This window comes from Bradyrhizobium sp. USDA 4504 (assembly GCF_054063995.1).
Window position 1 is genome coordinate 2,322,555 of record NZ_JBSSGV010000001.1, and the last position, 22,398, is coordinate 2,344,952.

Sequence of the window (22,398 nt, forward strand, 5' to 3'; positions counted from 1 at the left end):
GACGTCGCCGACGCCGGATCCTGCCACACATCTTCTCCCGAGAGGCCGCCCATGGACGCGCTCACGCTCTTCATCATCCGTCATGCCGAGAAGCCGGGCGATTCCTGGCCGGGACCCGGTTTCACCGCGGATGGCGTCTCAGACACCGAGTCGCTTGTGCTCCGTGGGTGGGAGCGTGCGGGCGCGTGGACCGCGTTGTTCGGCACCGATCTCACCGGCGGTGACTATGCCAAGCCCGATGCAATCTATGCCGCGACACCGGGCACCACGGCCAATCAGCCGCCGTCGAGCCGTCCGGCCGAGACGATCTCGGCGCTTGCCGCACGGCGCGGCCTGACCCCGAACGAAAGCTTTGGCAAGGGCGATGAGCCGAGGCTGGTGCCTGCGGTGCTGGCGCTGAAGGGCGTCGTGCTGCTGTGCTGGGAGCACAAGGCGATCATCTCCGATATCCTTCCGCTGATCCCGGTCAGCAAGGGCACCCCGCCGACCAAATGGGAGGGCAGCCGGTTCGACGTCGTGCTGCGCTTCGACCGCGCCAAGGGCGACGACAAGTTCGCCTTCAAGGAGCTGTTCCCGAAATTGCTGTCGGGCGATTCCGACAAGCCGCTGGGTGGTTGAGCCGCGTCGCGGCTCCGGCGATCAGTCGAGCCCGAGCGCCTTGCGCGACTTCCGCGTGAGCTTTCCGGCGATGAGCGCATGCGCCTGGTCGAGATAGGCCTTGAGCTCAGCGTCGGGCAGGGAGTCGTTCGCCATCAACTGCACCCATTTGGCGCGCGCCAGATACGGCGCCGGCCGCGCCAGGCCCTGCTCGATCAGAAGGTGATAGGCCATGTTCGAGGTCTTGAACATGAAGCCGCCGGTGCTCTCGATGTAGCCGCCGGCCAGCGCGAACATCTTGCCGCCGACCTTGAACACCGACGTGCCTTCCCATTGCACCACCTTGGTGGCGGCGGGCAGGCGCAGGCAATGGGCTTCGAAGGTCTTGGGGCGCATGAGTCGCGGGGCTGGAAGGCGTTCAAAGCCATAGGCCAGCCGCACGAAGGTCGGCAAGCCCCGGACTGAGAGCCCGGCCAGTCCTCGGCCAGCAGTCGTCGCCGTGCATTTCGGAAATTTCACGAAAATGTGGGTTGTTGTCCCTCCATCTGTAGATATATCGTAAGATATGTTTTCAGTAAGGAATGCACAAATGAGACGATCGATGTTTCGCGACCGGGACGATGACGGCTTCCGGTTTGGGTTCTTCGCCATGGGCCGGCATGGCAGGGGCGGTCACCGCTTTGGCCGCGGCGGCCATGGCTTCTTCGGGCGGGGTGGCGGCGGTGATTTTCCGGGATCGCGGCGGCTTTCGTCGCAGGATCTGCAACTGGTCATCCTGGCGCTGCTCGGCGAGCAGCCGGCGCACGGCTACGAGCTGATCAAGAGGATCGAAGAGCGGTCGGACGGCTTCTACAGCCCGAGCCCGGGCGTGATCTATCCGGCGCTGACGTTCCTCGAGGAGATCGGCCATGCCAGCGTCACCCAGGACGCGGCGCGCAAGCTCTACAGCATCACCGAGCAGGGCATGGCGTATCTCGGCGAGAACCGCGCGACCGCGGATACCATTCTCGAGGCGCTGTCGCGGATCGGCCGCCGCATGGAGGAGGTGCGCGAAGCCTTCGCCGGTGTGAGCGATCTCGATGGCGAAGCCTCCGACGAGGTGCACCGCGCCCGTCACGCGCTGAAGAGCGCGCTGCGCCAGAAGCGCGGCTGCGATGCCGCAGAGGCGCGGCGGATCGCAAAGATCCTCGACCGCGCGGCCGCTGAGATCCTGCAGCAATGACGCAGTCGCAAAGGAGCCCCTTCATGTACAACGCCGAACCGCACAGCGCGATCCGCGATGCCCGCGTCACGGCCGTCATCGAGCGCCTGCAGGCCACCCGCCGGGCGCCCGTGCGCGGCAATCCGATGCAGAGCGGCAGCCGCGACCCGCACGACTATGCCGAGCAGGGATTCTCGATCCACCCGGAGCAGGGCGAGCTGATCTATCTGTTGTGCCGCGGCTTGCGCGCCCAGCGCGTCGCCGAGTTCGCGACCTCGGTCGGAATGTCGACGCTCTATTTCGCCGCCGCGATGCGCGACAATGGCGGCGGCACCGTGATCGGGTCGGAGATCGTGCCGGCCAAGGTCGCAGCGGCGAAGCGCAATCTTGCGGAGGCCGGCCTTGCCGACTACGCCGACATCCGCGAGGGCGATGCGCGCAAGACGCTGCGCGATCTCGGTGGTCTCGTCGACTTCATCCTGATCGACGGCTGGCCGGGCGACAAGGGGCCGACGCTGGCGCGCCAGGTGATCGAGATCGTCGCGCCGCAGCTTCGGGTCGGCGGCTACGTCATGAACGACAATGCCGAGGCGGATTTCCTGGAGTTCGTGCGCGATCCCGACAATGGCTTCGTGTCGATCACGCTGCCGCTCAAAGGTGGCACCGAGCTCTGCCTGAAGGTGGCGTAGCGGGGTTTCACCTGCTGGCGTGATTGTGAGCCACAACCACAACACGCCATGCTGGATTTTGCCTGCGCTTCTTGCTCTGTTCGAGGAAAATCAGGAGCGAAGCGCCGCATGTCCGAAGTCCCGCCCAATCATCCGCTCGATCGCCCAATCTGGAGCGCGCTGACCACGAGACAACGCGAGCTGGCGGAAGGCGGCACCGATGCGCGGCGCTTTCCGCTCGCGATCGCACCCTTCGCCGACATGGTCGACATGTCGCCAAGGAGCTTTGCCGCGCTCGGTGCACTGCTGTCGGGACCTGACATCGCGGTGCTGTTCACGCCCGATCCTGTCCCGGTGCCGGCGCAGTTCAAGGTGCTGCTGGCCGAGACCGGCGAGCAGATGATCGGCGTGCCCGCGGACCATTCTGTGCCCGGCGTCGAGATCGTCACGCTCGGCGCTGCCGACGTTCCTGCGATGATGGCGTTGACGGAGCTGACAAAGCCCGGCCCGTTCAGTGTGCGGACGCATGAGCTCGGCAGCTTTCTCGGCATCCGCATCAATGGCGAACTGGTCGCGATGACCGGCGAACGGATGAAGCCGGGGAACTACACCGAGATAACCGCCGTCTGCGTGCATCCGGAGCATCGCGGCCATGGCTACGCGCAGGCGCTGCTGTCGGCGGTCGCCCGCCAGATCGTGGCGCGCGGCGAAATTCCATTCCTGCACGTCTTCACCAGCAACGTCTCGGCGATCGCGCTCTATCGCCGCCAAGGCATGGAGATTCGCCGCCGCCTGCACATCACGGTGTTGCAGAAGCAGGGGTAGGGATGCGCGGCAAAGTGGGTTGAGGGAAATCCCTCATTCCTCATCGCGGATCTCGTGCTTACCTTTGCCGGATCGCAACACGATGAGAGAGGATATCTCGATGTCCGAGCAATCCCAGGACAAGCGTCCCGTAGCCGATCCGGCGGAGAACAATGCTTACTCTCCGTCGCCTTACTCGCTTGGGCAATTCACCTCGGCCAAGTCGGATCTCTCCGGCGCAGACTATCCCAACGCCTACAGGGGCGGCCGCTGGAAAATTCTGATGATCGCCGCGGACGAGCGCTATCTGCTGTTGCAGAACGGCACGATGTTCTCGACCGGCAACCATCCCGTCGAGACCTTGTTGCCGATGTATCATCTCGACAAGGCGGGCTTCGAATTCGATATCGCGACCGTGTCGGGCAATCCGGTCAAATTCGAGCTCTGGGCGTTTCCGAAGGAGGATGACGCGGTCAAGAGCATCTACCAGAAATATCTCGCCAGGCTGAAGCAGCCGCTGAAGCTCTCCGACGTGATCGAAAACAAGCTCGGCAAGGATTCCGACTATATCGCGGTGTTCATCCCGGGCGGCCATGGTGCGCTGATCGGCTTGCCCGAAAGCACCGACGTGAAGGCCGCCCTGAAATGGGCGCTCGACAACGACAAGCACATCATCTCGCTTTGCCATGGCCCGGCGGCGCTGCCGGCGTCCGCGGTCGGCGAAGCCAAGGGCGACTATCCCTTCAAGGGCTACAAGATCTGCGCATTTCCCGACGCCATCGATCGGACCACGCCCGATATCGGCTACATGCCGGGCGCGCTGACCTGGGCGTTCGGCGAACAGTTGCAGGCGCTCGGGGTTGAGATCCTGAACAAGGACATCACCGGCAAGACCCATCAGGATCGCAAGCTGATCACCGGTGACAGCCCCTTCGCCGCCAATAATGTCGGCAAGGCAGCCGCAAGGGCTCTGCTCGATACGCTCGGCGGGCACTGAGCGGGCGGCGGCTCAACCTGCGGGCGGGGTGAACCGCGCCCCGCCGCCGGTGGCGGGCCAATGTCGCGCGCCTTGCAGGCCGACCTCGCTTGAGGGAAAATCCTCAACGCGCTCGGCCGCGCGCGACCGGCCTTCCGCACGACACGATGGCACCGCATGGACCGCTACATCGAAGCCGTGGTTGCGATCGAGGGCAGCGAGAGCTTGCCCGCGATCCAGGCGGCGGTGCGGTCCGCGAGCGTGCCGCTCGGCTACGACCGGTTCGTGATGTTCTCGGCGTCGCCGGCACGTGAGGACCTGGTTGACCGGATCTACTGGGTCGAAGGCGACTGGTTCGGCAAAGGCGTGACCGTCGATGCCGAGACCTATGTCCGGCATTGTCCGGTGACGCGCAATTTCCTCAATGTGGACCAGGCGTTTTTCTGGTCCAAGGTGATGTCGGCGCGCGGCGAGAAGTATCGCGTGGTGCGCACGCCGCGCGGGCCCGGTTTCCATGGGCTGCAGGTTCCGGTGTTCGGGCGCAGCGGCCTTGAAGGCGCGATGAGCTTCGCCGGAACGCGGATCGATGCGTCGCCGCGGACGCGTGCGGCGCTGACGATGATCGGCGCCGCGGCCTTCCGCGCCGCCCGCGGGCTGATGGAAGCGCACGAGCCGAACGGTGCGTCGAGCCTGTCGCCGCGGGAGCGCGAGGTGTTGCGCTGGATTTCGGCGGGACGACGCCAGGCCGACATCGCGGCATCGCTCGGCCTGTCCGAACGCACAGTCGAGAACCATTTGCGGCGTGCGCGGCTTCGGCTCGGCGTCGCCACGACCGCGCAGGCCATCCGGCTTGCGATCCGCAGCGGCGAGATCGAGGACTGAGGCGCTTGCGGTCGGCCGCCACAGGGCCGGGCGAGCGATAGCTGCGGCTCAGTGTTTCTTCGCCGTCTTCGCCCTGATCTTCGGCGCATGCGTGCCCGCAGCGATCCGCGTCAATGCATCGGCAAATGCACGTGCCGCAGGTCCCAGCGGTTCATCGAGCCGGTGGGCGAGATAGGCCTCCATCGCGAGCGCGGCGTTGCGGCCGAGCGCGCCGGTTTCGACCCGCACCAGGCGGCGCTCCTTCAGGTCGCGCGCCACCTGCCAGAGCGGCAGCCGGCCCCAGCCGAGCCCGGCCAGGATCATGGCGTGCTTGGTGTCCTGATTGCTCACCCGGCAGATCTGCGGCGAGAGCACGCCGAAGCTGCGGCCCTCCGACAGCGGGGTCGGATCCGACAGCACGATCTGCAGATGATCGGCGAGATCCGCCACGCTCTTGCGGCCGCGGCGCGCGAGCGGATGGCCGGCGGAGGCGACGGCGACGATCTGCACCGCGCAGATCGCATCGAGCGCAAGACGCGGATCGCGAAAATCCTCGCCGAACGTGACCGCGAGCGTGCTGCGCCGTTCGGTCAAGCCAGCGATCGGACCGCCCATCGGTTCGACCGCGAGCCGCACGCCGACGGACGGATAGGCCGCCCGCATTTCCGTCAGCGCCGCGCCGACGGCGGCGATCGGAAACAGCGTATCGACCACCAGCGACAGTTCCGATTCCACGCCATCGCCCAGGCCGCGTGCCCGCGCCCGCATCGCGTCGACACGAAGCAGCAGGTCGCGCGCGTTGCCCAGCAGTGCCTTGCCCTCGGCCGTCAGCGCTGGGCGATGGCTGGAGCGGTCGAACAGCGTCAGGCCGAGTTCGGCCTCGAGGTTGGCGATGGCATGGCTGACCGCGGATTGCACCCGCGCCAGTTTGGCCGCGGCGGCGCGGAAGCTGCCGCTCTCGGCGACGGCGACAAAGGTGCGGATCTGATCGAGCGTGAGGTTGTCGAGCATGATCTATGAAATCGATCAATCGGATGCAAAACATATCACTCCTGTCGATGGTCGGGAAACGCTATCTCTGTGCTCTGACCCAGGGCGGAGTGGACGCATGACGATCGAGACGGCCGTGATGCAGCAGAGCGAGGCGAAGCGATGGGCCACGGTCGCCATCGTGATCGGTTGCGGGATCGGCGCGGCGCTGCAGGTCGGCAAGGTTCCGATTGCCGCCTCGATGCTGCAACAGAGCCTCGGCATCGACCTTGCCGCGGTCGGAACGATCGCCGGCATCTTTGCGGTCCTCGGGCTTGTCGGCAGCGTTCCGGCGGGCGTGGTGATTGCCGCGGTTGGTGCTCGCAAGGTGCTGCTGTGCGGGCTCGCGGCCGTCACGCTGGGGGCAGCCTCGGGCGCGCTCGCGCCACAGCTAGCGGTGCTGTTGGCGTCGCGCCTGCTGGAAGGGCTCGGCTTCCTGCTGGTGATGGTCGCGGCTCCTGCATTGCTGGATCGTGTCGTCGATGTCAGCGCGCGCGACGTCACCATGGCGGTGTGGAGCTGCGTGATGCCGTTCGGGATCGCGCTGGCGCTGGTCGCCGGCCCGATCTTCGATGGCTGGCGCACGATCTGGTGGGCCAGTGCTGCCTTTGTCGCCCTGCTGTTCGTACTCGCCGGCGTCATTGTGCCTGAAGTGGCATCGCGGACCGGCCCGGCGCGGAGCGGCCTGATGCAGGAAGCCACCGCGCTGGCGCGGCGCCGCACCCCGGCGCTTCTGATGGTGCTGTTTGCGCTCTACAGCCTGATGTTCTTTGCGTTGTTCAGCTTCCTGCCGATCCTGCTGACCGAGCGGCTCGGCGTGTCCAGTCAAGGCGCCGGCGGGCTGAGTGCGTTGGCCGCGGCCGGCAACATCGTCGGCAATCTCGCCGCCGGTCATCTGCTTGCGCGCGGCGTCAGCCGCAACTTGCTGATTGCCGTGGCGGCATTCGTGATGGGCACGTCCGCGCTTGGAATCTTCCTGCCGGTGCTCGGCGGCTGGGGCGCATTCTGGCTGTGCCTTTTGTTCTCCGCGATCGGCGGCCTGATCCCGGCGACGTTGCTTGCAACCGCACCCGCCGCGGCGCCATCGGCGGCGATGGTGCCTGTCATGATGGGCCTGTTGATGACGGGCAGCAATTTCGGCCAGGTCACCGGTCCAATCGCGGTCGGCGCCGTGGTCTCGGCATGGGGCTGGGGCGCGGCCTGCATCATGGTGGTGGCTGCGGCGATCCTTGCCGGTATTGCGGCATGGATGCTGGCGCGCGGCGATCACAAGCGCGTAAGCGAGGCGAGGGACCCGGCTTGACGCCGCGCACGCAGGGGCCGAAGGAGTGAAGGTCTCTCACGCCAACGACAACAGGAACCTTCATGACACGCGTGCGCTGTATCACCGAAATGGGCATGGGCGTCGACGTCCACGGCCGCGACGCCACCAAGGCCGCCAAGCGGGCCGTCTCGGATGCCATCCGTCATTCCAGCCTCGGCTTCTTCCGCATGCTCGGCAAGACCGCCAACGACATGTTCGTCGACGTCACGATCGCCGTGCCGAATCCCGAAGATGTCGATATCGAAGCGGTCGCGAAGGAATTGCCCTATGGCACCAAGACCGTGAAGGCGATCGCGGGCGGGCTCGAGATTCCGTCCGATCTCGGCAACGACCCGATCCTGATCGCGAACGCCGCCGTCATCGTCAGCTTCGACGACGGCAAGTGAGGGAAGCGCGTCGGGCGACCGCCATGCGGGCGTTATTCGCCGCCTCTGAAATAGTCGGGCTTGCCGGTCGTCCAGGTCTCGCCCCAATGCTGGCCGCCGCCGTCGACGGTCAGCGTCTCGCCGGTGATGAACTTGCCGGAGGGCGCGGCGAGGTAGACGGCGGCCTCCGCAATGTCCCAGGGGGTGCCCGGGCGCATCATCGGATTGGAGCGCGGGTAGGCGGCGCGCGCCGCTTCGCTGTAGACGTTCCAGCCCTCGGTCTCGATCGCGCCGGGCGCGATGCAGTTGATGCGGATGTTCAGCGGCGCCCATTCGACCGCGAGCGCGCGCGACAGGCCGATCACGCCGGAGCGTGCCGCGATCGAGTGTGCAATGCCGTAGAGGCCGTGCGTCGTGACCACGACGATATTGACGATGCTGCCGGGATGCTTGCGGTCGCGCCAGCGCTGCGCCGCGGCCTGCATCATGTACCAGGTGCCGTTGAGGTTGGTGTTGATGACCGCATTCCAGCCCTTGATCGAGACGTCGATCGCGGGTTGCGGGAACTGGCCGCCGGCGCTGTTGACGAGATGATCGACACGGCCGTGCTCGGTCCACAGCGCCTCGAACATTGCATCGACCGCGTCGGGATCCTTGATGTCGGCGACATGCGCGGACGCCTTGAGCCCGCGATGGACGAGACGATCGACCAGTGCGTCGAGCCTGCCGGCATTGCGGCCTGCGACGACGACATGCGCGCCGAGCCGCGCGAACAGCCATGCGATGGCGCGGCCGATGCCGCCGGCGCCGCCGGACACCACGACCACCCGACCGGCGAGCGCATCGGGGGCGAACACGGTCGGGTGCGTTGCGAGTTCGTCGTCGGAGAGGCCGAGCATTGCGCCTGTCGTTGCGCCCGTCTGTTGATCGTTCATGGCCGGTTGCAGACCTTGCGGCTTTCACTGAGCTCCGTACATTAGCCGTCCAACAACAACCCTGCAAAAGAATGTCGACATGACCGACTTGTCTGCCTTTGCCATCACAAAACGCTGGCCCGCCCAGCATCCGGACCGCCTGCAGCTCTATTCGCTGCCGACGCCGAACGGCGTGAAGGTCTCGATCATGCTCGAGGAGATCGGGCTGCCCTACGAGGTCCATCTCGTCGACTTCAACAAGGATGACCAGAAGGCGCCGGAGTTCCTGTCGCTGAACCCGAACGGCAAGATTCCGGCGATCCTCGATCCCAACGGCCCCGGCGGCAAGCCGCTGCCATTGTTCGAATCCGGCGCTATCCTGCAATATCTCGCCGACAAGACCGGCAAGCTGCTGCCGGTGGACGTCGCGCTCCGCTATCAGGCGATCCAGTGGGTACATTTCCAGATGGGCGGCATCGGACCGATGTTCGGCCAGGTCGGGTTCTTCCACAAATTCGCCGGCAAGGATTACGAGGACAAGCGGCCGCTGCAGCGCTACGTCGCCGAGTCGAAGCGCCTGCTCCGCGTGATGGAGACGCATCTCGCCGGACGGCAGTGGTTCATGGACGATGAATACAGCATCGCCGACATCTCGATGCTCGGCTGGGTGCGCAATCTGATCGGCTTCTACGGTGCGCGCGAGCTCGTCGAATTCGACGAGTTCACGCAGGTCGCGGCCTGGCTGGAGCGCGGTCTCAAGCGGCCGGCGGTGGAGCGCGGATTGAACATTCCGAAGCGTCCCTAGGCAACCTACTTCAGCAGCTCATAGACGATGGGATTGTCGGCACAGGCGGCAAAGCCGCACTCGAGCAGGGTGGAGAACACATTCAGTGCCGTCAGCCCGACCACCAGCCACACCGCACCTTGCGCGAACCTGCCGGGCGAGCTGCCCGGCGCCGCGCGGTGCTCGAACTGGCGGTCGAACAGCAGTATCGCCGCGAGCAGCACGATCGCGACGACAAATCCGATCAGCGCCCACGTATAATAACGATAGCCGAGCAGCGCCGAACCGTAACCGGCGTCGCCGGGGAGGATGTGCAGCAGCACCTGCCGGGCCGAGACCGTGGCGCCAAGGACGGCCGTCAGCAGCGACAACGCATAATGACTCGGCCGTGGCCCGAAGCGGATATTGAGGATCGGCCCGATCGCCAGCAGGGCGAACAGGATGCGCTGCAACAGACAGAGCGGGCAGGGCAGCTCGTGGAGCAGCAGCTGCGCGGCAAAGGCGGCGGCCAGTACCAGCGCCAGCCCATAGAGCGCGACGGCATTGAGGGTGACGGCCTGCGTGTCGTTCATGGCCGGCCTCAGAACGACAAAGTGAGACGGTCGGTGGCGTGGTGCAGCAAGGTCGCGACGCAGGCGATCAGGATCACCGCGAACAGACCGATCGCGACGGGACGCGGGCCACGCCAGGCCACCAGCAGGGCGATGGTGATGGCGAGAAACAATGCCGTGAATTCCATTCCCAGCCTCCCGATGCGAGCCGGCCGCAGTCTATGACAGATTCGTGTGCGCTCGCGACGGTGCGAATGGGCATTGTCGCTTGCGCGCGGCTCCGCCAAGATGGCATCACCAGTTGAGTTCATCCCAGCCGGGGCACCTCATGACCACAGCCGCCATCAAGCCCGTTGCCCATCCCCGTCATCAGCCCTGGTACAAGATCCTCTACGTCCAGGTGCTGATCGCGATCGTGGCAGGTGTCCTGATCGGATATTTCTATCCGAATCTCGGCAAGGAATTGAAGCCGCTGGGCGACGGCTTCATCGCGCTGATCAAGATGATGATCGCGCCGGTCATCTTCTGCACCGTGGTGCACGGCATCTCCTCGATGGGCGACCTCAAGCGCGTCGGCCGGGTCGGGTTGAAGACCTTGATCTATTTCGAGGCGGTGTCGACGGTGGCGCTTGCGGTCGGTCTTCTGGTCGGCGAGCTGCTACAGCCCGGCCACGGCTTCAACATCGATCCTTCCACGATCGATCCGAAATCGGTCTCCAATTACGTCACGCAGGCCAAAGAGCAGGGCATCGTTGCCCATCTGATGGCGATCATTCCGGACAGCTATCTCGGCGCGGTCGCGCGCGGCGACCTGTTGCAGGTGCTGCTGATCTCGATCCTCTCGGGCTTCGCCATCGCTCTCATGGGCAAGGTCGGCGAGCCGATTGCGTCAGCGATCGACACGGCCGCCAAGATGTTCTTCGGCATCATCCGGATCATCGTCCGCGTCGCGCCGCTCGGCGCATTCGGCGCGATGGCCTTCACGGTCGGCGCCTACGGCCTCGGCTCGCTGCTGAATCTGGCAGCGCTGATCGCGACCTTCTACCTCACCAGCATCCTGTTCGTGCTGATCGTGCTGGGCGCCATCGCGCGGCTCGCCGGCTTCTCGATCATCCGCTTCATCGCCTATATCAAGGACGAGCTCCTGATCGTGCTCGGCACGTCGTCGTCGGAGACGGTGCTGCCGCAGATGATCCAGAAGATGGAGCATCTCGGCGCCTCGCGCTCGGTGGTCGGCCTCGTGGTGCCGACCGGCTACAGCTTCAATCTCGACGGCACCAACATCTACATGACGCTGGCGACGCTGTTCCTGGCGCAGGCCACCAACACGCATCTGACGATCTGGCAGGAGCTCGGCATTTTGGGCATCGCCATGATCACCTCGAAGGGCGCGTCCGGCGTCACCGGCGCCGGCTTCATCACGCTCGCCGCAACGCTGTCGATCGTGCCCGATATTCCGATCCAGTCGATCGCGATCCTGGTCGGCATCGACAAGTTCATGAGCGAGTGCCGCGCGCTCACCAACCTGATCGGCAACGGCGTCGCCTGCGTCGTGATCAGCCTGTCGGAAGGCGAGCTCGACAAGCAGGCGCTGCACGAGACGATGGCGCATCCGCTCGAGCTCGGCGAGGCGCTGGAGCCGGGCGGCTCAGGCTAGAGCAATATGAAGTTAAGGGGCCGTCGGATAGGGCGCTGCCAAAATATCGAAAACAACCCCATGCAAAGCAGCCGGCGGCGGCCGGTGTTCGAGCAGGCATGTTCGAGCAGGCAACTTGACATGTCGGGCAACTCAGGGATACTCTTCTAATATTCCGAAATTGCGCAGGTGTCCGCTCGTCCCAAGGCTGTCGCATATGGCATCTGCGGGCCTCTGCAACTGACTGCGTCGCAGGCGGGAGAGGGGAACGCGTCTCGTTCGCGGCCGCAGCCCAGGTCGTGAACCCATGAAGTGGGAAGGGCCCGCACTGTAGGATGACGACTATGCGCCAAGCCTTGCGTGCATGATGCTCCATCGATAGTCCGTGGCGGGACTGGCTCACCTCAGCGAGTTCGTCCATCCAGCCCAATCCAGGAACGCTTAACTATGCTCACCGTCTATGGCGAAGGTCGTGGCTTCCGTGTTGTCTGGCTGCTCGAGGAACTAGGGTTGGCTTATCGGCTGCGCCCGGTCGATCTGTTCGCAGTCGAGAATGATCGCGATTTCCTCGCCATCAACCCTGCCGGCTTCATTCCGGTACTGCAGGACGGCGAGACGATCATGGTCGAATCGATCGCGATTCTCGAGTACCTGCTCGCCCGGCACGGCTCAGGTTCGCTTGCCGTTGCTCCGGACGATCCCGCCTTCGCGTCCTATCTGCAATTTCTCCATCTGGGCGAGGCCGGGCTCGCCGGGCCGATGAACGCCGTCATTGTCGGTCGCCAACTGGCGCCCGAAGCCGAGCGAGATGCCCGGGTTACCTGCTGGGCATTCGAGACCTTCGAGAGCCGGCTGGGGTTGGTTATCCGCCGCCTCGCGGATTGCCCCTATCTCGCCGGCGACCGATTCACCGCTGCCGATATCTCGGTGAGCTACGCCCTTCTGCTCGGCATGCGAACCGGCAACTACGTCCCCGGTCTTACCGAGCGGGACTATCTCGCCCGCACGACGGCACGCCCTGCCTACACGCGAGCGATGGAAAGCTGTCAGGCCACCAAGGCTTGGGCGGCGAGATCACCGGGATTGTAGTGCTCGCTTCAAGCCGGCTGTGGCTCCACGCTTACAAGTCCACTGCCCGGGCTGTGTACTCATTAGCGGCTGGCGCTGATGTGCGCTCAACCCCCACAGCGGCGAAAAAGCGGTCATCTCCCGAGATCGCCGAACGGCCGCAAGCGGGAGTGCCGCCTACTTCCCTCGATAACCGAAGAGCTTCAACCAGCAGCGAGAATGCCGGTGAAGGTTGACGACGGCTAGGGTAGTACAGGTGGTATCCGGAAAATGGAGGACACCAATCCGACAGTACCCGAACGAGCCGTCCGTCGGAGACGTAGGGCTGCACGTTACGCTCCATCAGGTATGCGAGGCCAAAGCCGTTCAACGCCGCTTGCAGGAGCGGGCCTGCGCCGTTGAAGACGAGCTGGCCGTCGACCCGCACGTTGAGCGCGCGCCCGTCCTTCTCGAATTCCCAAGCGTAGAGCCCGCCATGGGTCGGCAGGCGCAGGTTCAGGCAGTTGTGGCTGGTCAGATCCTGGGGCGTGCGCGGCCTCTTTCGGTTGGCAAAATATGACGGAGCGCCCACGACCGCGGACCGCAAATCCGGTCCGACGCGAACGGCAATCATGTCTTTGGCGACCAGCTCGCCAGGTCGGATACCGGCGTCGTATCGCTGCGCAACGATGTTCGCCAGGCCGTAGTCGACAATGACTTCGACACTGATGTCCGGGTAATTCGGCAGGATCTTCGCCAGGGCGGGCAGCAGGATCGCTTCGGCGGCGTGTTCGGTCGCAGTGATCCGGATGTTGCCGGCCGGTTTCTCCCGCAACTCGCCAAGGGCCGACAGCTCGGCGTCCATTTCCTCAAATTTCGGCCCGACGCTTCGGAGCAGGCGCTCTCCCGCCGGAGTCGGCGCAACGCTTCGCGTGGTGCGGTTGTACGCCGCGGCCTCTCGGCTCAACAATCGGCGTCTCTGGAATACTGGATCACCCGCATGCGCGTGTGATGACACTGAGCAAGCTGAGTAAGCCAATTCCGTCACTCTGAGCAGCGCCGCCTATTCGACGAGATCCAGCATTTTGAAAGGTCAGCAATGGTAGAGAGCTTCGAAGGAAAGGTTGCGCTTGTTACCGGCGCCGCTGGTGGCATTGGTCTGGCGACAGCCAGGGCATTTGGTGTTGCAGGCGCGTCCGTGGTCGTTGCAGACAGCAACACAGCGTTGCTCGAAACTGCCGCTGCTGAACTGTGATCCGCGGGTCATGACGTCCTTGCCGTCGGCTGCGATGTAACGGATCGGGGCCAGGTGAACGCAATGATCGAGCAGGCGATCGAGACTTACGGGAAGCTCGATGCAGCTTTCAACAATGCGGGCATCAACTGCGATGCTGCGCCATTGGTTGAAACGGAAGATGCCGAGTTTGACAACATCATCGATGTCAATCTGCGCGGTGTGTGGAACTGCATGAAGGCGGAGCTTCGCCACATGACCGCACAAGGAAGCGGCGCAATCGTCAACTGCTCGTCGATCGGCGGGATGAGGGGCTCCAAAGGGCGCGCCGCCTATTCCGCCAGCAAATTCGGGGTGATAGGTCTCACCCGCGCCTCCGCACTCGATTATGCCGGGAAGGGCATCGGTATCAACGCAGTATGCCCGGGCATTATCGGCAATACTCCGATGGCGAAGCGGGTAACAAGGAACAACGATCCAGAGATCGTCAAGGCGTTCGTAGCAGCCGAACCGATCGGACGCCTTGGTGAACCTGAAGAAATCGCTGCCGCTGTTCTATGGTTATGCGGTTCGGCGGCAAGCTTTGTGGTCGGCCATGCCTTGGTGGTCGATGGAGGTATCTTGGCCTGACCAGCGGGTGAATGACGTCGCGCCGCCGGAGCAGCATCAGTCCGGGACGCCGGCCGCCTTCAGCGTCTCGCGATAGGTCGCGGACATCGCTTCCACCGGAAAGGGAATCCGCGACAGGAAGCCGGAGATCGTGAACTCCGGGTCGACCTTGAGCAGCTCGCGCGCGATCTGGGCCGCGCGTGCGGTGTCGCCGGTCCTGACCAGCGCCACGATCAGGACGCGCAGCGCCACCGCGAAGCGGCGGTTCTGCGCCAGCGCCTTGTCGGCCCACATCACTGCTTCGGCAAAATTTCGGTCGAGCACTGCGCAGATCGCCAGCGCCGCGGCGGCGAACCAGCCGCGCGGGTCGCGCGGGTTCAGCCGTTGCGCGCGCTCGATCATGGCGCGGCCGGCTTTCTGATTACCGCGCATCGCCTCGATCCAGCCGCCGAGCACGAGCGCCATCGCCGAGTTCGGATTGATCGCAAGCGACCGCTCGAACAGGTCGCGCGCAGGCTCAATCTCGTCGGCCATGTTCCAGATCGCGAACGCCGCCATCCACAACACCTGCGGGTCACCGGGCGCCAGCTCGACCGCGCGCCAGGCCTGCGCGACCGCGCGTTCGCGGTAGGCATCGTTCAGCTTCAGCCAGCCCTGGACATGGCGCATCGCATGACAATAGGCGGAGGCCGCCAGTGCGGGCGCGTAGGCGGGGTCGAGCGCCAGCGCCTGGTCGAGGCAATCGAGCGCCGCTTCCATGCTCTCGGGCGTGAACTCGTAACGCAGGCTGTAGGCGCGCAGCAGCAGGTCGTAGGCGTCGAGCCTGTCGGGCGGCGCTGCCCGCAGCCGTTCGGCTTCCGCGACGAGCAGGGTCGGCTCGATCGCGCCGACCACGTTCTCGGTGATGCGGTCCTGCAGATCGAACACGTCGGCGGCCGCGCCGTCGAAGCGGTCGGCCCACAGATGCGCGCCAGAGCTGGCGTCGATCAACTGCCCGGTGATCCGCAACCGATCGCCGCCGCGGCGGACGCTGCCTTCGAGCACATAGCCGACGCCGAGATCGCGGCCGACCTGGCGGATGTCGACCGCCTTGCCTTTGTAGGTGAAGGCGGAGTTGCGCGCGATCACCGTGAGGCGGCTGCAACGCGCCAGCGCGGTGGTGATGTCCTCGGCGATGCCGTCGGCGAAATAATCCTGCTCGGGATCGCCGCTCATATTGGTGAAGGGCAGCACCGCGATCGACGGACCCTCGCTCGGCCGCGGCGGGCTGGCATTGTCTGCAACAGGGCGATCGTGCGCGGTGACCTCGCGGACATCGCCGACAAAGCGGAGACCCTTGCGGGGCAGGGTGCGGATCAGCCGCTGCTCCTCGCCATTGTCGCCGATCGCCGTCCGCGCGGCGTTGATCCGGCTGCTCAGCGTCGCTTCCGAGACGATCCGGCCGTGCCAGACGGCGGCCAGCACCTCGTCGCGGCTGACCACCCGATCGCGGGCGCGGATCAGGAACTCGATGAGGTCGAAGACCTGCGGCTCGACGGCCACCAGAGCATCGCCGCGGCGCAGCTCACGGCGCTCGGAATCGAGGGTCAAGTCGTTGAAATGGTAAGTCAAATCGAAGAGTCCGGCGGCCGGCGGCTGAGTTCGTGGCGGAACCTAGCACAGGCTGGGTGGAGCCAAAATCACGACGCTCTGAAGGACAAATCCACGTCCTCTGAAAGCGGACGGGGGCGGTCTCTGCAATATTCAATCCCGACACCAGACTTAAGGAGATCGCCATGTCGCAGTCCATCAATCAGCAGCGCCGCCGCTTCCTTGGCATCGCCGGCGGGATCCTTGCCGCTTCCCGGTTCGGGTTTGTCGGTTCCGCTCAGGCTCAGTCCAAGCCGGCGCTGCCTGCGATCAAGGCCGGCGCCCACACCACGATCGGTCCGGTCAAACAGATCAATGCCGGCGTGCTTAATACCGGCTATGTCGAGATGGGTCCTGCGTCCGGTCCCGCAGTGATCCTGCTGCACGGCTGGCCCTACGACATCCACAGCTATGCCGACGTCGCGCCGGCGCTGGCCGAGGCCGGCTACCGCGTGATCGTGCCGCATCTGCGCGGCTATGGCACCACGCGCTTCCTCTCCAGCGACACCATGCGCAGCGGCCAGCCGGTCGCGGTCTCAGCCGACATCATCGCGCTGATGGACGCGTTGAAGATCGAGAAGGCCGTGCTCGGCGGCTATGATTGGGGCGCGCGCACCGCCAACATCATGGCGGTGCTCTGGCCCGAGCGCTGTAAAGCCATGGTCTCGGTGAGCGGCTATCTGATCGGCAGCCAGGCGGCCGGCAAGATGCCGCTGCCGCCGAAGGCCGAGCTGCAATGGTGGTACCAGTTCTATTTCGCGACCGAGCGCGGCCGCGAGGGCTATGCCAAGAACCGGCACGATTTCAACAAGCTGATCTGGCAGCTGGCGTCGCCGCAGTGGAAGTTCGACGACGCCACCTACGACCGCAGCGCGGCGGCCTTCGAGAATCCTGATCACGTCGATATCGTGATCCACAATTACCGCTGGCGGCTTGGTCTCGCCGAGGGCGAGGCGAAGTACGACGCGTTCGAGAAGACGCTCGCCCAGGCGCCCGTCATCGCGATCCCGACCATTACGATGGAAGGCGATGCCAACGGCGCGCCGCATCCGGAGCCCGCGGCCTATGCCAAGAAATTCTCCGGCCACTATGAGCATCGGCTTCTGACCGGCGGCATCGGCCACAATCTGCCGCAGGAGGCGCCGCAGGCCTTCGTCCAGGCCATCATCGACGTCAGCAAGGTCTGAGACGGAGCGGATCGGGGATCATGAGACAAATTGTGAAATGGGCAGCTGCCGCGACCGCAGCAGCCTGCATCAGCGCGTCATTGCCGTTCGCCGTCGGGCATGCCGATGATGCTGCACCGGCATCGCCGATCTTCGGCGTGAAAATCCCTGACGGCTATCGCGACTGGAAGCTGATCGCGGTCGGCGAGGAGACCGGGCTCGATGAGCTTCGCAGCGTGCTCGGCAACGCCACCGCCGTGAAGGCCTATCAGGACGGCGCCGCGCGTTTCCCCGACGGCACCGTGCTGGTCAAGCTGGCCTGGAAGCGCAAGCCCGTTGATGGCCTCAACGGCGCCTTCATCGCGGGGCCGGCGACCACGGTGCAGGTCATGGTCAAGGACGCGGCCAAATATGCATCGACCGGAGGCTGGGGGTTCGGCCGCTTCGTCGACGGCAAGCCGGTCGATGCCGCTCAGCACGAGACCTGTTTCGCCTGCCACGAGGCCCATGCCAGCGATCACGATTTCGTCTTCACGCACTATGCGCATTGAATGCCGGCAATATCGGTGTGGAGACCTGATGGCTCCGATCTGGCGCCGGGATTGCCGCGAGGCTAATTTCCCGCCGCAATCGCATGCGGGGAACGGCATTGACCATCACCATTCACGGCATCAAGAACTGCGACACCATGAAGAAGGCGCGGGCCTGGCTCGACGATCACGACGTCGCCTACGACTTCCACGACTACAAGACCGCCGGGATCGCCAAGGATAAGCTCAAGCAGTGGAGCGACGAGGTCGGCTGGGAGACACTGCTCAATCGCGCCGGCACCACCTTCAAGAAGCTGCCCGATGCCGACAAGGAAGGCTTGAACGAGCGCAAGGCGCTGGCGCTGATGGCCGAGCAGCCCTCGATGATCAAGCGCCCGGTGCTCGATCTCGGGGGCAAGCGCGTGGTCGGCTTCAAGCCGGACATCTACGCCAAGGAAGTGCCGGCGAAGGCGCGCAAGAAGGGCTAAGGCGCTTCCAGCGATGCCGCGACCGCTTCGCGAGAAGTGACGAGTCTAGATCAGCTCGACTGAATCCTGACTTGCCGGACGATCCGCGGGCACGGACCTGCGGTCGATCACCGCCCTGATGGTGACGACCGGGACCGACTTCGCCTTCACGCCCATCAGATTGTGCAGCCGAAAGCCGCCTTCGATGCTGATCGCCTTGTAGGAGCCGATGATGTGCTCGACGGTGTCGCCGCGTCCGAACGGCAGCAGCAGCCGCTCATAGGACACGTCCTTGCCGTCGGCGTCCGTGACCTCCGCAACCGTATAGGTTGGACGCTTGAGCGCGAGGCAAGCACGATATGACAGGATCACTCCTGCGTAGCGCTCGGGTCCGATCGCATCGTCAAGAAAGCGGTTGGTGCGCAGCGGCGGCTCGATGTGCTCGTTGCCATAGGCCGTCGTCAGCCTTGCGCCTTCCTGCGTAATCAGGAAACGTGCCGCCTCGCCACTGCCGACCACGTCAAAGCTCATCATGTCGGCGCGCTCGTCGGCGGTGCCCTCGGTATGGAAGTCGCACAACAGAGGAAGCGCGTCCGGCAGGCGCAGCCCGCGCAGCCAGGCGTTCAGCAGCACCCGCTGCGTGATCGATTTGACCATCGATGGATCGGCGCTTCGGAATTGCATCGGCTAGCCGAATTCAGGCACATCCCCGGACGGGATGCGGCCAGGGACAAGTTCATCGATCTGCGGGATGGTTTGGCTGCGGGCATAAAGTCGCAGCCACGTGCCGAGGAAATCACGTTGCGGGATCGATTTGACGACCGAAGAATTGGCGCGCTTGAAATGCAAGGCTCTAGCCGTTCATCATGCAATGGCCGGAGCTTCGGCGAGAGGCGCAAATATTCTATGAAAGTGGGAGTCCGGAGCAAAACACCGTTAACGACCGCTTTCCCGAGGCGCAAAGCGCACGGAAATGCCATTCGACTAAGGATCAACCGGAACCGGTCACGCTGATGCCGCACTGCACAGCTTTCCACCTTGCGTAACTGCCGCAGATGACGGCATATTCCGGCCCGGAGGCGACGGGCCCCGGACGGTTTCCAAGACGGATCGGACGCCTGTCGGACACGAAAAAAGCTGGCCACGCGGGCGAGGGGCTTCGCAGCGATGGCGTATGGGGGAATCTATTTGGCCGATGAGTTCATCCTCGAAACCAGCGGATTGACCAAGGAATTCGCGGGTTTCTTCGCCGTTCGCGACGTCGCGTTGAAAGTGCGTCGGGGCAGTATCCATGCGTTGATCGGGCCGAACGGCGCCGGCAAGACGACCTGTTTCAATCTGCTGACCAAATTCCTGAAGCCGTCGGCAGGCCAGATTCGCTACAAGGGCCACGACATCACCGCGATGCCGCCGGCCGACGTGGCGCGCCTCGGGCTGGTCCGTTCGTTTCAGATTTCGGCGGTATTTCCGCATCTGACCGCGCTCGAGAACGTTCGCGTGGCGCTGCAGCGGCAGCACGGTTCGTCGTTCGATTTCTGGCGCTCGAAAAGCGTGCTCGACCGCTTCAATCCGCGCGCCCACGAGCTCCTGAACGACGTCGGCTTGAGCGAATTCGCCAATACGCCGGCGGTCGAGATGCCGTACGGCCGCAAGCGCGCACTTGAAATTGCAACGACGCTCGCGCTCGACCCCGAGATGATGCTGCTCGACGAGCCGATGGCCGGCATGGGCCACGAGGACATCGACAAGATCGCGGCGCTGATCAAGCGGATCTCCGCGAAATACACCATCCTGATGGTCGAACATAACCTCTCGGTGGTGGCCAACCTCTCCGACATCATCACCGTGCTGACGCGCGGGCAGGTGCTGGCGGAGGGCAACTACGCCGACCTCTCCAAGGACGAGCGCGTGAAGGAAGCCTATCTGGGAGCGGGTCATGGCTGAGGCAAAACTGGCGGAGAAGCCCGTCGCTGCGGCCGGCGCCGACGTGCTGACGGTCAAGGATCTGCAGGCCTGGTACGGCGAATCCCACATCCTTCACGGCATCAATTTCAACGTGAAGGCCGGCGAGGTGGTGACGCTGCTCGGCCGCAACGGCGCCGGCAAGACCACCACGTTGAAGTCGGTGATGGGCGTCATCAACAAGCGCTCCGGCTCGATCCGCTTCGACAATCAGGAAATCATCCGCGCTACCTCGGACAGGATCGCGCGGCTCGGCATCGCATTCTGTCCCGAGGAGCGCGGCATTTTCGCCAGCCTCGACGTGCGCGAGAACCTGCTGCTGCCGCCGGTGGTGCGGCCGGGCGGCCTGCCGCTCGACCAGATCTTCACGCTGTTTCCCAACCTGAAGGAGCGCCTCACCAGCCAGGGCACCAAGCTCTCGGGCGGCGAGCAGCAGATGCTGGCGATTGCGCGCATCCTGCGCACCGGCGCGCGCTTCCTGATGCTGGACGAGCCGACCGAAGGGTTGGCGCCGGTCATCATCCAGCAGATCGGGCACACCATTGCGCGCCTGAAGTCGCAGGGATTCACGATCCTGTTGGTCGAGCAGAATTTCCGTTTCGCCTCGACCGTTGCGGACCGCTATTACATTGTCGAGCACGGCAAGGTGATCGACGGCTTCGCGAATTCGGAGCTGTCGGCCAACATGGACAAGCTCCATACCTATCTCGGCGTCTGATATCGCCAGAACCAGAAAATTTAGGACGAGGGAATACGACATGAAGAACAAGATTTCGGCGCTCTTGCTCGGCACCGCGATGGTGCTGTCCGCCGCAAGCGTCGCCTCCGCCCAGGAAAAGCTCGACAAGACGGTCAAGATCGGCGCGCTGTCGGACCAGTCCGGCCTCTACGCGGATCTCGCCGGCCCCGGCTCGACGCTGGCGGCGCAGATGGCGATCGAGGACTCCGGCCTCAAGGCCAAGGGCTGGACCATCGACCTGATCTCCGGCGATCACCAGAACAAGCCCGATATCGGCACCACCATCGCCCGCCAGTGGTTCGACGTCGACAAGGTCGACACCATCGTCGACGTGCCGAATTCCGGCGTCGCGCTCGCGGTCAACAACGTCGTGAAGGAAAAGAACGGCGTCTACATCAATTCGGGCGCCGCCACCTCGGATCTCACCAACGCGCAGTGCTCGCCGAATACCGTGCACTGGACCTACGACACCTACATGCTCGCCCACGCCACCGGCCAGGCGCTGGTGAAGGCGGGCGGGGACACCTGGTTCTTCCTCACCGCGGATTACGCGTTCGGCGCCGCGCTCGAGCGCGACACCACATCCGTCGTCACCGCCAATGGCGGCAAGGTGGTCGGCGGCGTCAAGCATCCGCTCAACACCGCTGACTTCTCCTCCTTCCTGCTGCAGGCGCAGGCCTCCAAGGCCAAGATCATCGGTCTCGCCAATGCCGGCGGCGACACCACCAACTCGATCAAGCAGGCGGCCGAGTTCGGCATCGTCAAGGGCGGCCAGAAGCTCGCGGCGCTGCTGCTGTTCCTCACCGACGTCAAGGCGATCGGGCTCGAGACTGCGCAGGGCCTCAACTTCACCGAGACGTTCTACTGGGACCTCAACGACAAGACCCGCGCCTTCTCCAAGCGCTTCTCGGAGCGGATGAAGAACAGCGCGCCGCCGACCATGGTGCAGGCCGGCGTCTATGCGGGCCTCATGCATTACTTCAAGGCGCTGGAAGCGCTCGGCGGCAATCCGCATGACGGCGCCAAGGTGGTCGCGAAGATGAAGACGATCCCGACCGACGATCCGCTGTTCGGCAAGGGCGAGGTCGAGCCCAACGGCCGCGTCACCCACGACGCCTACCTGTTCGAAGTGAAGAAGCCTTCGGAGTCCAAGGGACCGTGGGACTTCTACAAGCTGGTCGGCACCGTGCCGGGCAACCAGGCCTTCACGCCGCTCGACAAGAGCGCCTGCGCGCTTCTGAAGAAGTGACGATCATGCCCGCCGGCCATGCGCGTGGCCGGCGGGCTTCATCTATCTAGCGAAAG

General features: G+C 64.7%; 25 protein-coding genes and 2 pseudogenes. 18 read left to right on the forward strand and 9 right to left on the reverse strand.

The annotated features are described in order from the left end of the window. Positions 1–51: 51 nt before the first annotated feature. Positions 52–618, forward strand: coding sequence for a hypothetical protein (locus tag ACVMB1_RS10320; protein WP_018271230.1), 567 nt, complete (start codon positions 52–54; stop codon positions 616–618). A gap of 21 nt (positions 619–639) precedes the next feature. Here the strand turns inward: ACVMB1_RS10320 and ACVMB1_RS10325 are convergent, their stop codons facing one another. Then, positions 640–993, reverse strand: coding sequence for an MmcQ/YjbR family DNA-binding protein (locus ACVMB1_RS10325; RefSeq protein ID WP_057019824.1), 354 nt, complete (start codon positions 991–993; stop codon positions 640–642). A 205-nt stretch (positions 994–1,198) separates the two neighbouring features. On the opposite strand from ACVMB1_RS10325, the gene ACVMB1_RS10330 reads away from it, so the two are divergent. From ACVMB1_RS10330 to ACVMB1_RS10350, 5 genes are all read left to right on the forward strand, one after another. Continuing rightward, positions 1,199–1,819 carry a PadR family transcriptional regulator gene (locus ACVMB1_RS10330; RefSeq protein ID WP_141342311.1) on the forward strand — a complete coding sequence of 207 codons (621 nt, stop codon included), beginning with the start codon at positions 1,199–1,201 and terminating at the stop codon, positions 1,817–1,819. A gap of 23 nt (positions 1,820–1,842) precedes the next feature. Beyond that, positions 1,843–2,487, forward strand: a complete 645-nt coding sequence (locus tag ACVMB1_RS10335) for an O-methyltransferase (protein WP_141342285.1) — start codon at positions 1,843–1,845, stop codon at positions 2,485–2,487. A 108-nt stretch (positions 2,488–2,595) separates the two neighbouring features. After that, on the forward strand, positions 2,596–3,291 hold the full coding sequence (locus tag ACVMB1_RS10340; protein ID WP_141342286.1) for a GNAT family N-acetyltransferase: 696 nt from the start codon (positions 2,596–2,598) through the stop codon (positions 3,289–3,291). A gap of 100 nt (positions 3,292–3,391) precedes the next feature. Beyond that, entirely contained in the window at positions 3,392–4,267 is an 876-nt protein-coding gene (hchA, locus tag ACVMB1_RS10345; RefSeq protein WP_456848532.1) for a glyoxalase III HchA, read from the forward strand. Between the two features lie 156 nt (positions 4,268–4,423). Further along, positions 4,424–5,128 carry a PA1136 family autoinducer-binding transcriptional regulator gene (locus ACVMB1_RS10350; protein ID WP_141342288.1) on the forward strand — a complete coding sequence of 235 codons (705 nt, stop codon included), beginning with the start codon at positions 4,424–4,426 and terminating at the stop codon, positions 5,126–5,128. Positions 5,129–5,176: 48 nt separating this feature from the next. On the opposite strand, the gene ACVMB1_RS10355 is transcribed toward ACVMB1_RS10350, so the two are convergent. After that, complete coding sequence (locus ACVMB1_RS10355) at positions 5,177–6,118, reverse strand: LysR family transcriptional regulator (protein WP_141342289.1); 942 nt, start codon at positions 6,116–6,118, stop codon at positions 5,177–5,179. A 97-nt stretch (positions 6,119–6,215) separates the two neighbouring features. On the opposite strand from ACVMB1_RS10355, the gene ACVMB1_RS10360 reads away from it, so the two are divergent. Then, entirely contained in the window at positions 6,216–7,439 is a 1,224-nt protein-coding gene (locus tag ACVMB1_RS10360; RefSeq protein ID WP_141342290.1) for an MFS transporter, read from the forward strand. A gap of 62 nt (positions 7,440–7,501) precedes the next feature. Further along, positions 7,502–7,846 (forward strand): Lin0512 family protein, encoded by a 345-nt coding sequence (locus ACVMB1_RS10365; RefSeq protein WP_076831854.1) that lies wholly within the window; start codon positions 7,502–7,504, stop codon positions 7,844–7,846. Positions 7,847–7,878: 32 nt separating this feature from the next. On the opposite strand, the gene ACVMB1_RS10370 is transcribed toward ACVMB1_RS10365, so the two are convergent. Further along, positions 7,879–8,760, reverse strand: a complete 882-nt coding sequence (locus ACVMB1_RS10370; RefSeq protein ID WP_141342291.1) for an SDR family oxidoreductase — start codon at positions 8,758–8,760, stop codon at positions 7,879–7,881. A gap of 79 nt (positions 8,761–8,839) precedes the next feature. Here ACVMB1_RS10370 and ACVMB1_RS10375 point away from each other — a divergent pair, with 79 nt between their 5' ends. After that, entirely contained in the window at positions 8,840–9,544 is a 705-nt protein-coding gene (locus ACVMB1_RS10375; protein WP_141342292.1) for a glutathione S-transferase family protein, read from the forward strand. A 5-nt stretch (positions 9,545–9,549) separates the two neighbouring features. On the opposite strand, the gene ACVMB1_RS10380 is transcribed toward ACVMB1_RS10375, so the two are convergent. Further along, positions 9,550–10,095 carry a disulfide bond formation protein B gene (locus ACVMB1_RS10380; protein WP_141342293.1) on the reverse strand — a complete coding sequence of 182 codons (546 nt, stop codon included), beginning with the start codon at positions 10,093–10,095 and terminating at the stop codon, positions 9,550–9,552. A gap of 8 nt (positions 10,096–10,103) precedes the next feature. After that, positions 10,104–10,262: a DUF5993 family protein gene (locus ACVMB1_RS10385; protein ID WP_168855627.1), complete on the reverse strand. Its 159-nt coding sequence runs from the start codon at positions 10,260–10,262 to the stop codon at positions 10,104–10,106. A gap of 140 nt (positions 10,263–10,402) precedes the next feature. Between ACVMB1_RS10385 and ACVMB1_RS10390 the strand changes: the two genes are divergently transcribed. Both ACVMB1_RS10390 and ACVMB1_RS10395 read left to right on the forward strand, forming a co-directional pair. Continuing rightward, positions 10,403–11,731, forward strand: a complete 1,329-nt coding sequence (locus ACVMB1_RS10390) for a dicarboxylate/amino acid:cation symporter (protein ID WP_076831866.1) — start codon at positions 10,403–10,405, stop codon at positions 11,729–11,731. 426 nt (positions 11,732–12,157) lie between these two features. Further along, positions 12,158–12,799 carry a glutathione S-transferase family protein gene (locus ACVMB1_RS10395; RefSeq protein ID WP_141342294.1) on the forward strand — a complete coding sequence of 214 codons (642 nt, stop codon included), beginning with the start codon at positions 12,158–12,160 and terminating at the stop codon, positions 12,797–12,799. A gap of 156 nt (positions 12,800–12,955) precedes the next feature. On the opposite strand, the pseudogene ACVMB1_RS10400 reads toward ACVMB1_RS10395, so the two are convergent. Further along, a pseudogene (locus ACVMB1_RS10400) lies at positions 12,956–13,700 on the reverse strand (LysR substrate-binding domain-containing protein); the annotation flags it as partial. Positions 13,701–13,856: 156 nt separating this feature from the next. On the opposite strand from ACVMB1_RS10400, the pseudogene ACVMB1_RS10405 reads away from it, so the two are divergent. Continuing rightward, positions 13,857–14,621, forward strand: a pseudogene (locus ACVMB1_RS10405) (SDR family NAD(P)-dependent oxidoreductase). 36 nt (positions 14,622–14,657) lie between these two features. On the opposite strand, the gene ACVMB1_RS10410 reads toward ACVMB1_RS10405, so the two are convergent. Further along, positions 14,658–16,211, reverse strand: a complete 1,554-nt coding sequence (locus ACVMB1_RS10410; protein ID WP_141342296.1) for a winged helix-turn-helix domain-containing protein — start codon at positions 16,209–16,211, stop codon at positions 14,658–14,660. A gap of 164 nt (positions 16,212–16,375) precedes the next feature. On the opposite strand from ACVMB1_RS10410, the gene ACVMB1_RS10415 reads away from it, so the two are divergent. From ACVMB1_RS10415 to ACVMB1_RS10425, 3 genes are all read left to right on the forward strand, one after another. Beyond that, a complete protein-coding gene (locus tag ACVMB1_RS10415) occupies positions 16,376–17,416 on the forward strand; it encodes an alpha/beta fold hydrolase (RefSeq protein ID WP_141342297.1) in 1,041 nt (346 codons plus the stop codon). A 20-nt stretch (positions 17,417–17,436) separates the two neighbouring features. Next, positions 17,437–17,946 (forward strand): cytochrome P460 family protein, encoded by a 510-nt coding sequence (locus ACVMB1_RS10420; RefSeq protein ID WP_141342298.1) that lies wholly within the window; start codon positions 17,437–17,439, stop codon positions 17,944–17,946. A gap of 98 nt (positions 17,947–18,044) precedes the next feature. Further along, a complete protein-coding gene (locus tag ACVMB1_RS10425) occupies positions 18,045–18,413 on the forward strand; it encodes an ArsC family reductase (protein ID WP_456848534.1) in 369 nt (122 codons plus the stop codon). Positions 18,414–18,458: 45 nt separating this feature from the next. Here ACVMB1_RS10425 and ACVMB1_RS10430 read toward each other — a convergent pair whose 3' ends face one another. Next, positions 18,459–19,049, reverse strand: coding sequence for a hypothetical protein (locus ACVMB1_RS10430; RefSeq protein WP_246786709.1), 591 nt, complete (start codon positions 19,047–19,049; stop codon positions 18,459–18,461). Between the two features lie 30 nt (positions 19,050–19,079). Continuing rightward, positions 19,080–19,241, reverse strand: coding sequence for a hypothetical protein (locus tag ACVMB1_RS10435; protein WP_159109470.1), 162 nt, complete (start codon positions 19,239–19,241; stop codon positions 19,080–19,082). Between the two features lie 339 nt (positions 19,242–19,580). Between ACVMB1_RS10435 and ACVMB1_RS10440 the strand changes: the two genes are divergently transcribed. Genes ACVMB1_RS10440 through ACVMB1_RS10450 form a run of 3 tightly spaced genes read left to right on the forward strand, consistent with a single transcriptional unit; the run spans position 19,581 to position 22,342 of the window. Continuing rightward, complete coding sequence (locus ACVMB1_RS10440; RefSeq protein WP_016839877.1) at positions 19,581–20,336, forward strand: ABC transporter ATP-binding protein; 756 nt, start codon at positions 19,581–19,583, stop codon at positions 20,334–20,336. After that, complete coding sequence (locus ACVMB1_RS10445) at positions 20,329–21,072, forward strand: ABC transporter ATP-binding protein (protein WP_038383662.1); 744 nt, start codon at positions 20,329–20,331, stop codon at positions 21,070–21,072. Before ACVMB1_RS10440 ends, ACVMB1_RS10445 begins: the two co-directional genes overlap by 8 nt. 40 nt (positions 21,073–21,112) lie before the next feature. Continuing rightward, positions 21,113–22,342, forward strand: a complete 1,230-nt coding sequence (locus ACVMB1_RS10450) for an ABC transporter substrate-binding protein (RefSeq protein WP_141342302.1) — start codon at positions 21,113–21,115, stop codon at positions 22,340–22,342. The last annotated feature ends 56 nt before the right edge of the window (positions 22,343–22,398 follow it).

Bases quoted from the DNA above. Each gene is read 5' to 3' on its own strand.
- ACVMB1_RS10320 (WP_018271230.1), top strand. From the start codon at position 52: ATGGACGCGCTCACGCTCTTCATCATCCGTCATGCCGAGAAGCCGGGC.
- ACVMB1_RS10325 (WP_057019824.1), bottom strand. From the start codon at position 993: ATGCGCCCCAAGACCTTCGAAGCCCATTGCCTGCGCCTGCCCGCCGCC.
- ACVMB1_RS10330 (WP_141342311.1), top strand. From the start codon at position 1,199: ATGTTTCGCGACCGGGACGATGACGGCTTCCGGTTTGGGTTCTTCGCC.
- ACVMB1_RS10335 (WP_141342285.1), top strand. From the start codon at position 1,843: ATGTACAACGCCGAACCGCACAGCGCGATCCGCGATGCCCGCGTCACG.
- ACVMB1_RS10340 (WP_141342286.1), top strand. From the start codon at position 2,596: ATGTCCGAAGTCCCGCCCAATCATCCGCTCGATCGCCCAATCTGGAGC.
- hchA (WP_456848532.1), top strand. From the start codon at position 3,392: ATGTCCGAGCAATCCCAGGACAAGCGTCCCGTAGCCGATCCGGCGGAG.
- ACVMB1_RS10350 (WP_141342288.1), top strand. From the start codon at position 4,424: ATGGACCGCTACATCGAAGCCGTGGTTGCGATCGAGGGCAGCGAGAGC.
- ACVMB1_RS10355 (WP_141342289.1), bottom strand. From the start codon at position 6,118: ATGCTCGACAACCTCACGCTCGATCAGATCCGCACCTTTGTCGCCGTC.
- ACVMB1_RS10360 (WP_141342290.1), top strand. From the start codon at position 6,216: ATGACGATCGAGACGGCCGTGATGCAGCAGAGCGAGGCGAAGCGATGG.
- ACVMB1_RS10365 (WP_076831854.1), top strand. From the start codon at position 7,502: ATGACACGCGTGCGCTGTATCACCGAAATGGGCATGGGCGTCGACGTC.
- ACVMB1_RS10370 (WP_141342291.1), bottom strand. From the start codon at position 8,760: ATGAACGATCAACAGACGGGCGCAACGACAGGCGCAATGCTCGGCCTC.
- ACVMB1_RS10375 (WP_141342292.1), top strand. From the start codon at position 8,840: ATGACCGACTTGTCTGCCTTTGCCATCACAAAACGCTGGCCCGCCCAG.
- ACVMB1_RS10380 (WP_141342293.1), bottom strand. From the start codon at position 10,095: ATGAACGACACGCAGGCCGTCACCCTCAATGCCGTCGCGCTCTATGGG.
- ACVMB1_RS10385 (WP_168855627.1), bottom strand. From the start codon at position 10,262: ATGGAATTCACGGCATTGTTTCTCGCCATCACCATCGCCCTGCTGGTG.
- ACVMB1_RS10390 (WP_076831866.1), top strand. From the start codon at position 10,403: ATGACCACAGCCGCCATCAAGCCCGTTGCCCATCCCCGTCATCAGCCC.
- ACVMB1_RS10395 (WP_141342294.1), top strand. From the start codon at position 12,158: ATGCTCACCGTCTATGGCGAAGGTCGTGGCTTCCGTGTTGTCTGGCTG.
- ACVMB1_RS10415 (WP_141342297.1), top strand. From the start codon at position 16,376: ATGTCGCAGTCCATCAATCAGCAGCGCCGCCGCTTCCTTGGCATCGCC.
- ACVMB1_RS10420 (WP_141342298.1), top strand. From the start codon at position 17,437: ATGAGACAAATTGTGAAATGGGCAGCTGCCGCGACCGCAGCAGCCTGC.
- ACVMB1_RS10430 (WP_246786709.1), bottom strand. From the start codon at position 19,049: ATGGTCAAATCGATCACGCAGCGGGTGCTGCTGAACGCCTGGCTGCGC.
- ACVMB1_RS10445 (WP_038383662.1), top strand. From the start codon at position 20,329: ATGGCTGAGGCAAAACTGGCGGAGAAGCCCGTCGCTGCGGCCGGCGCC.
- ACVMB1_RS10450 (WP_141342302.1), top strand. From the start codon at position 21,113: ATGAAGAACAAGATTTCGGCGCTCTTGCTCGGCACCGCGATGGTGCTG.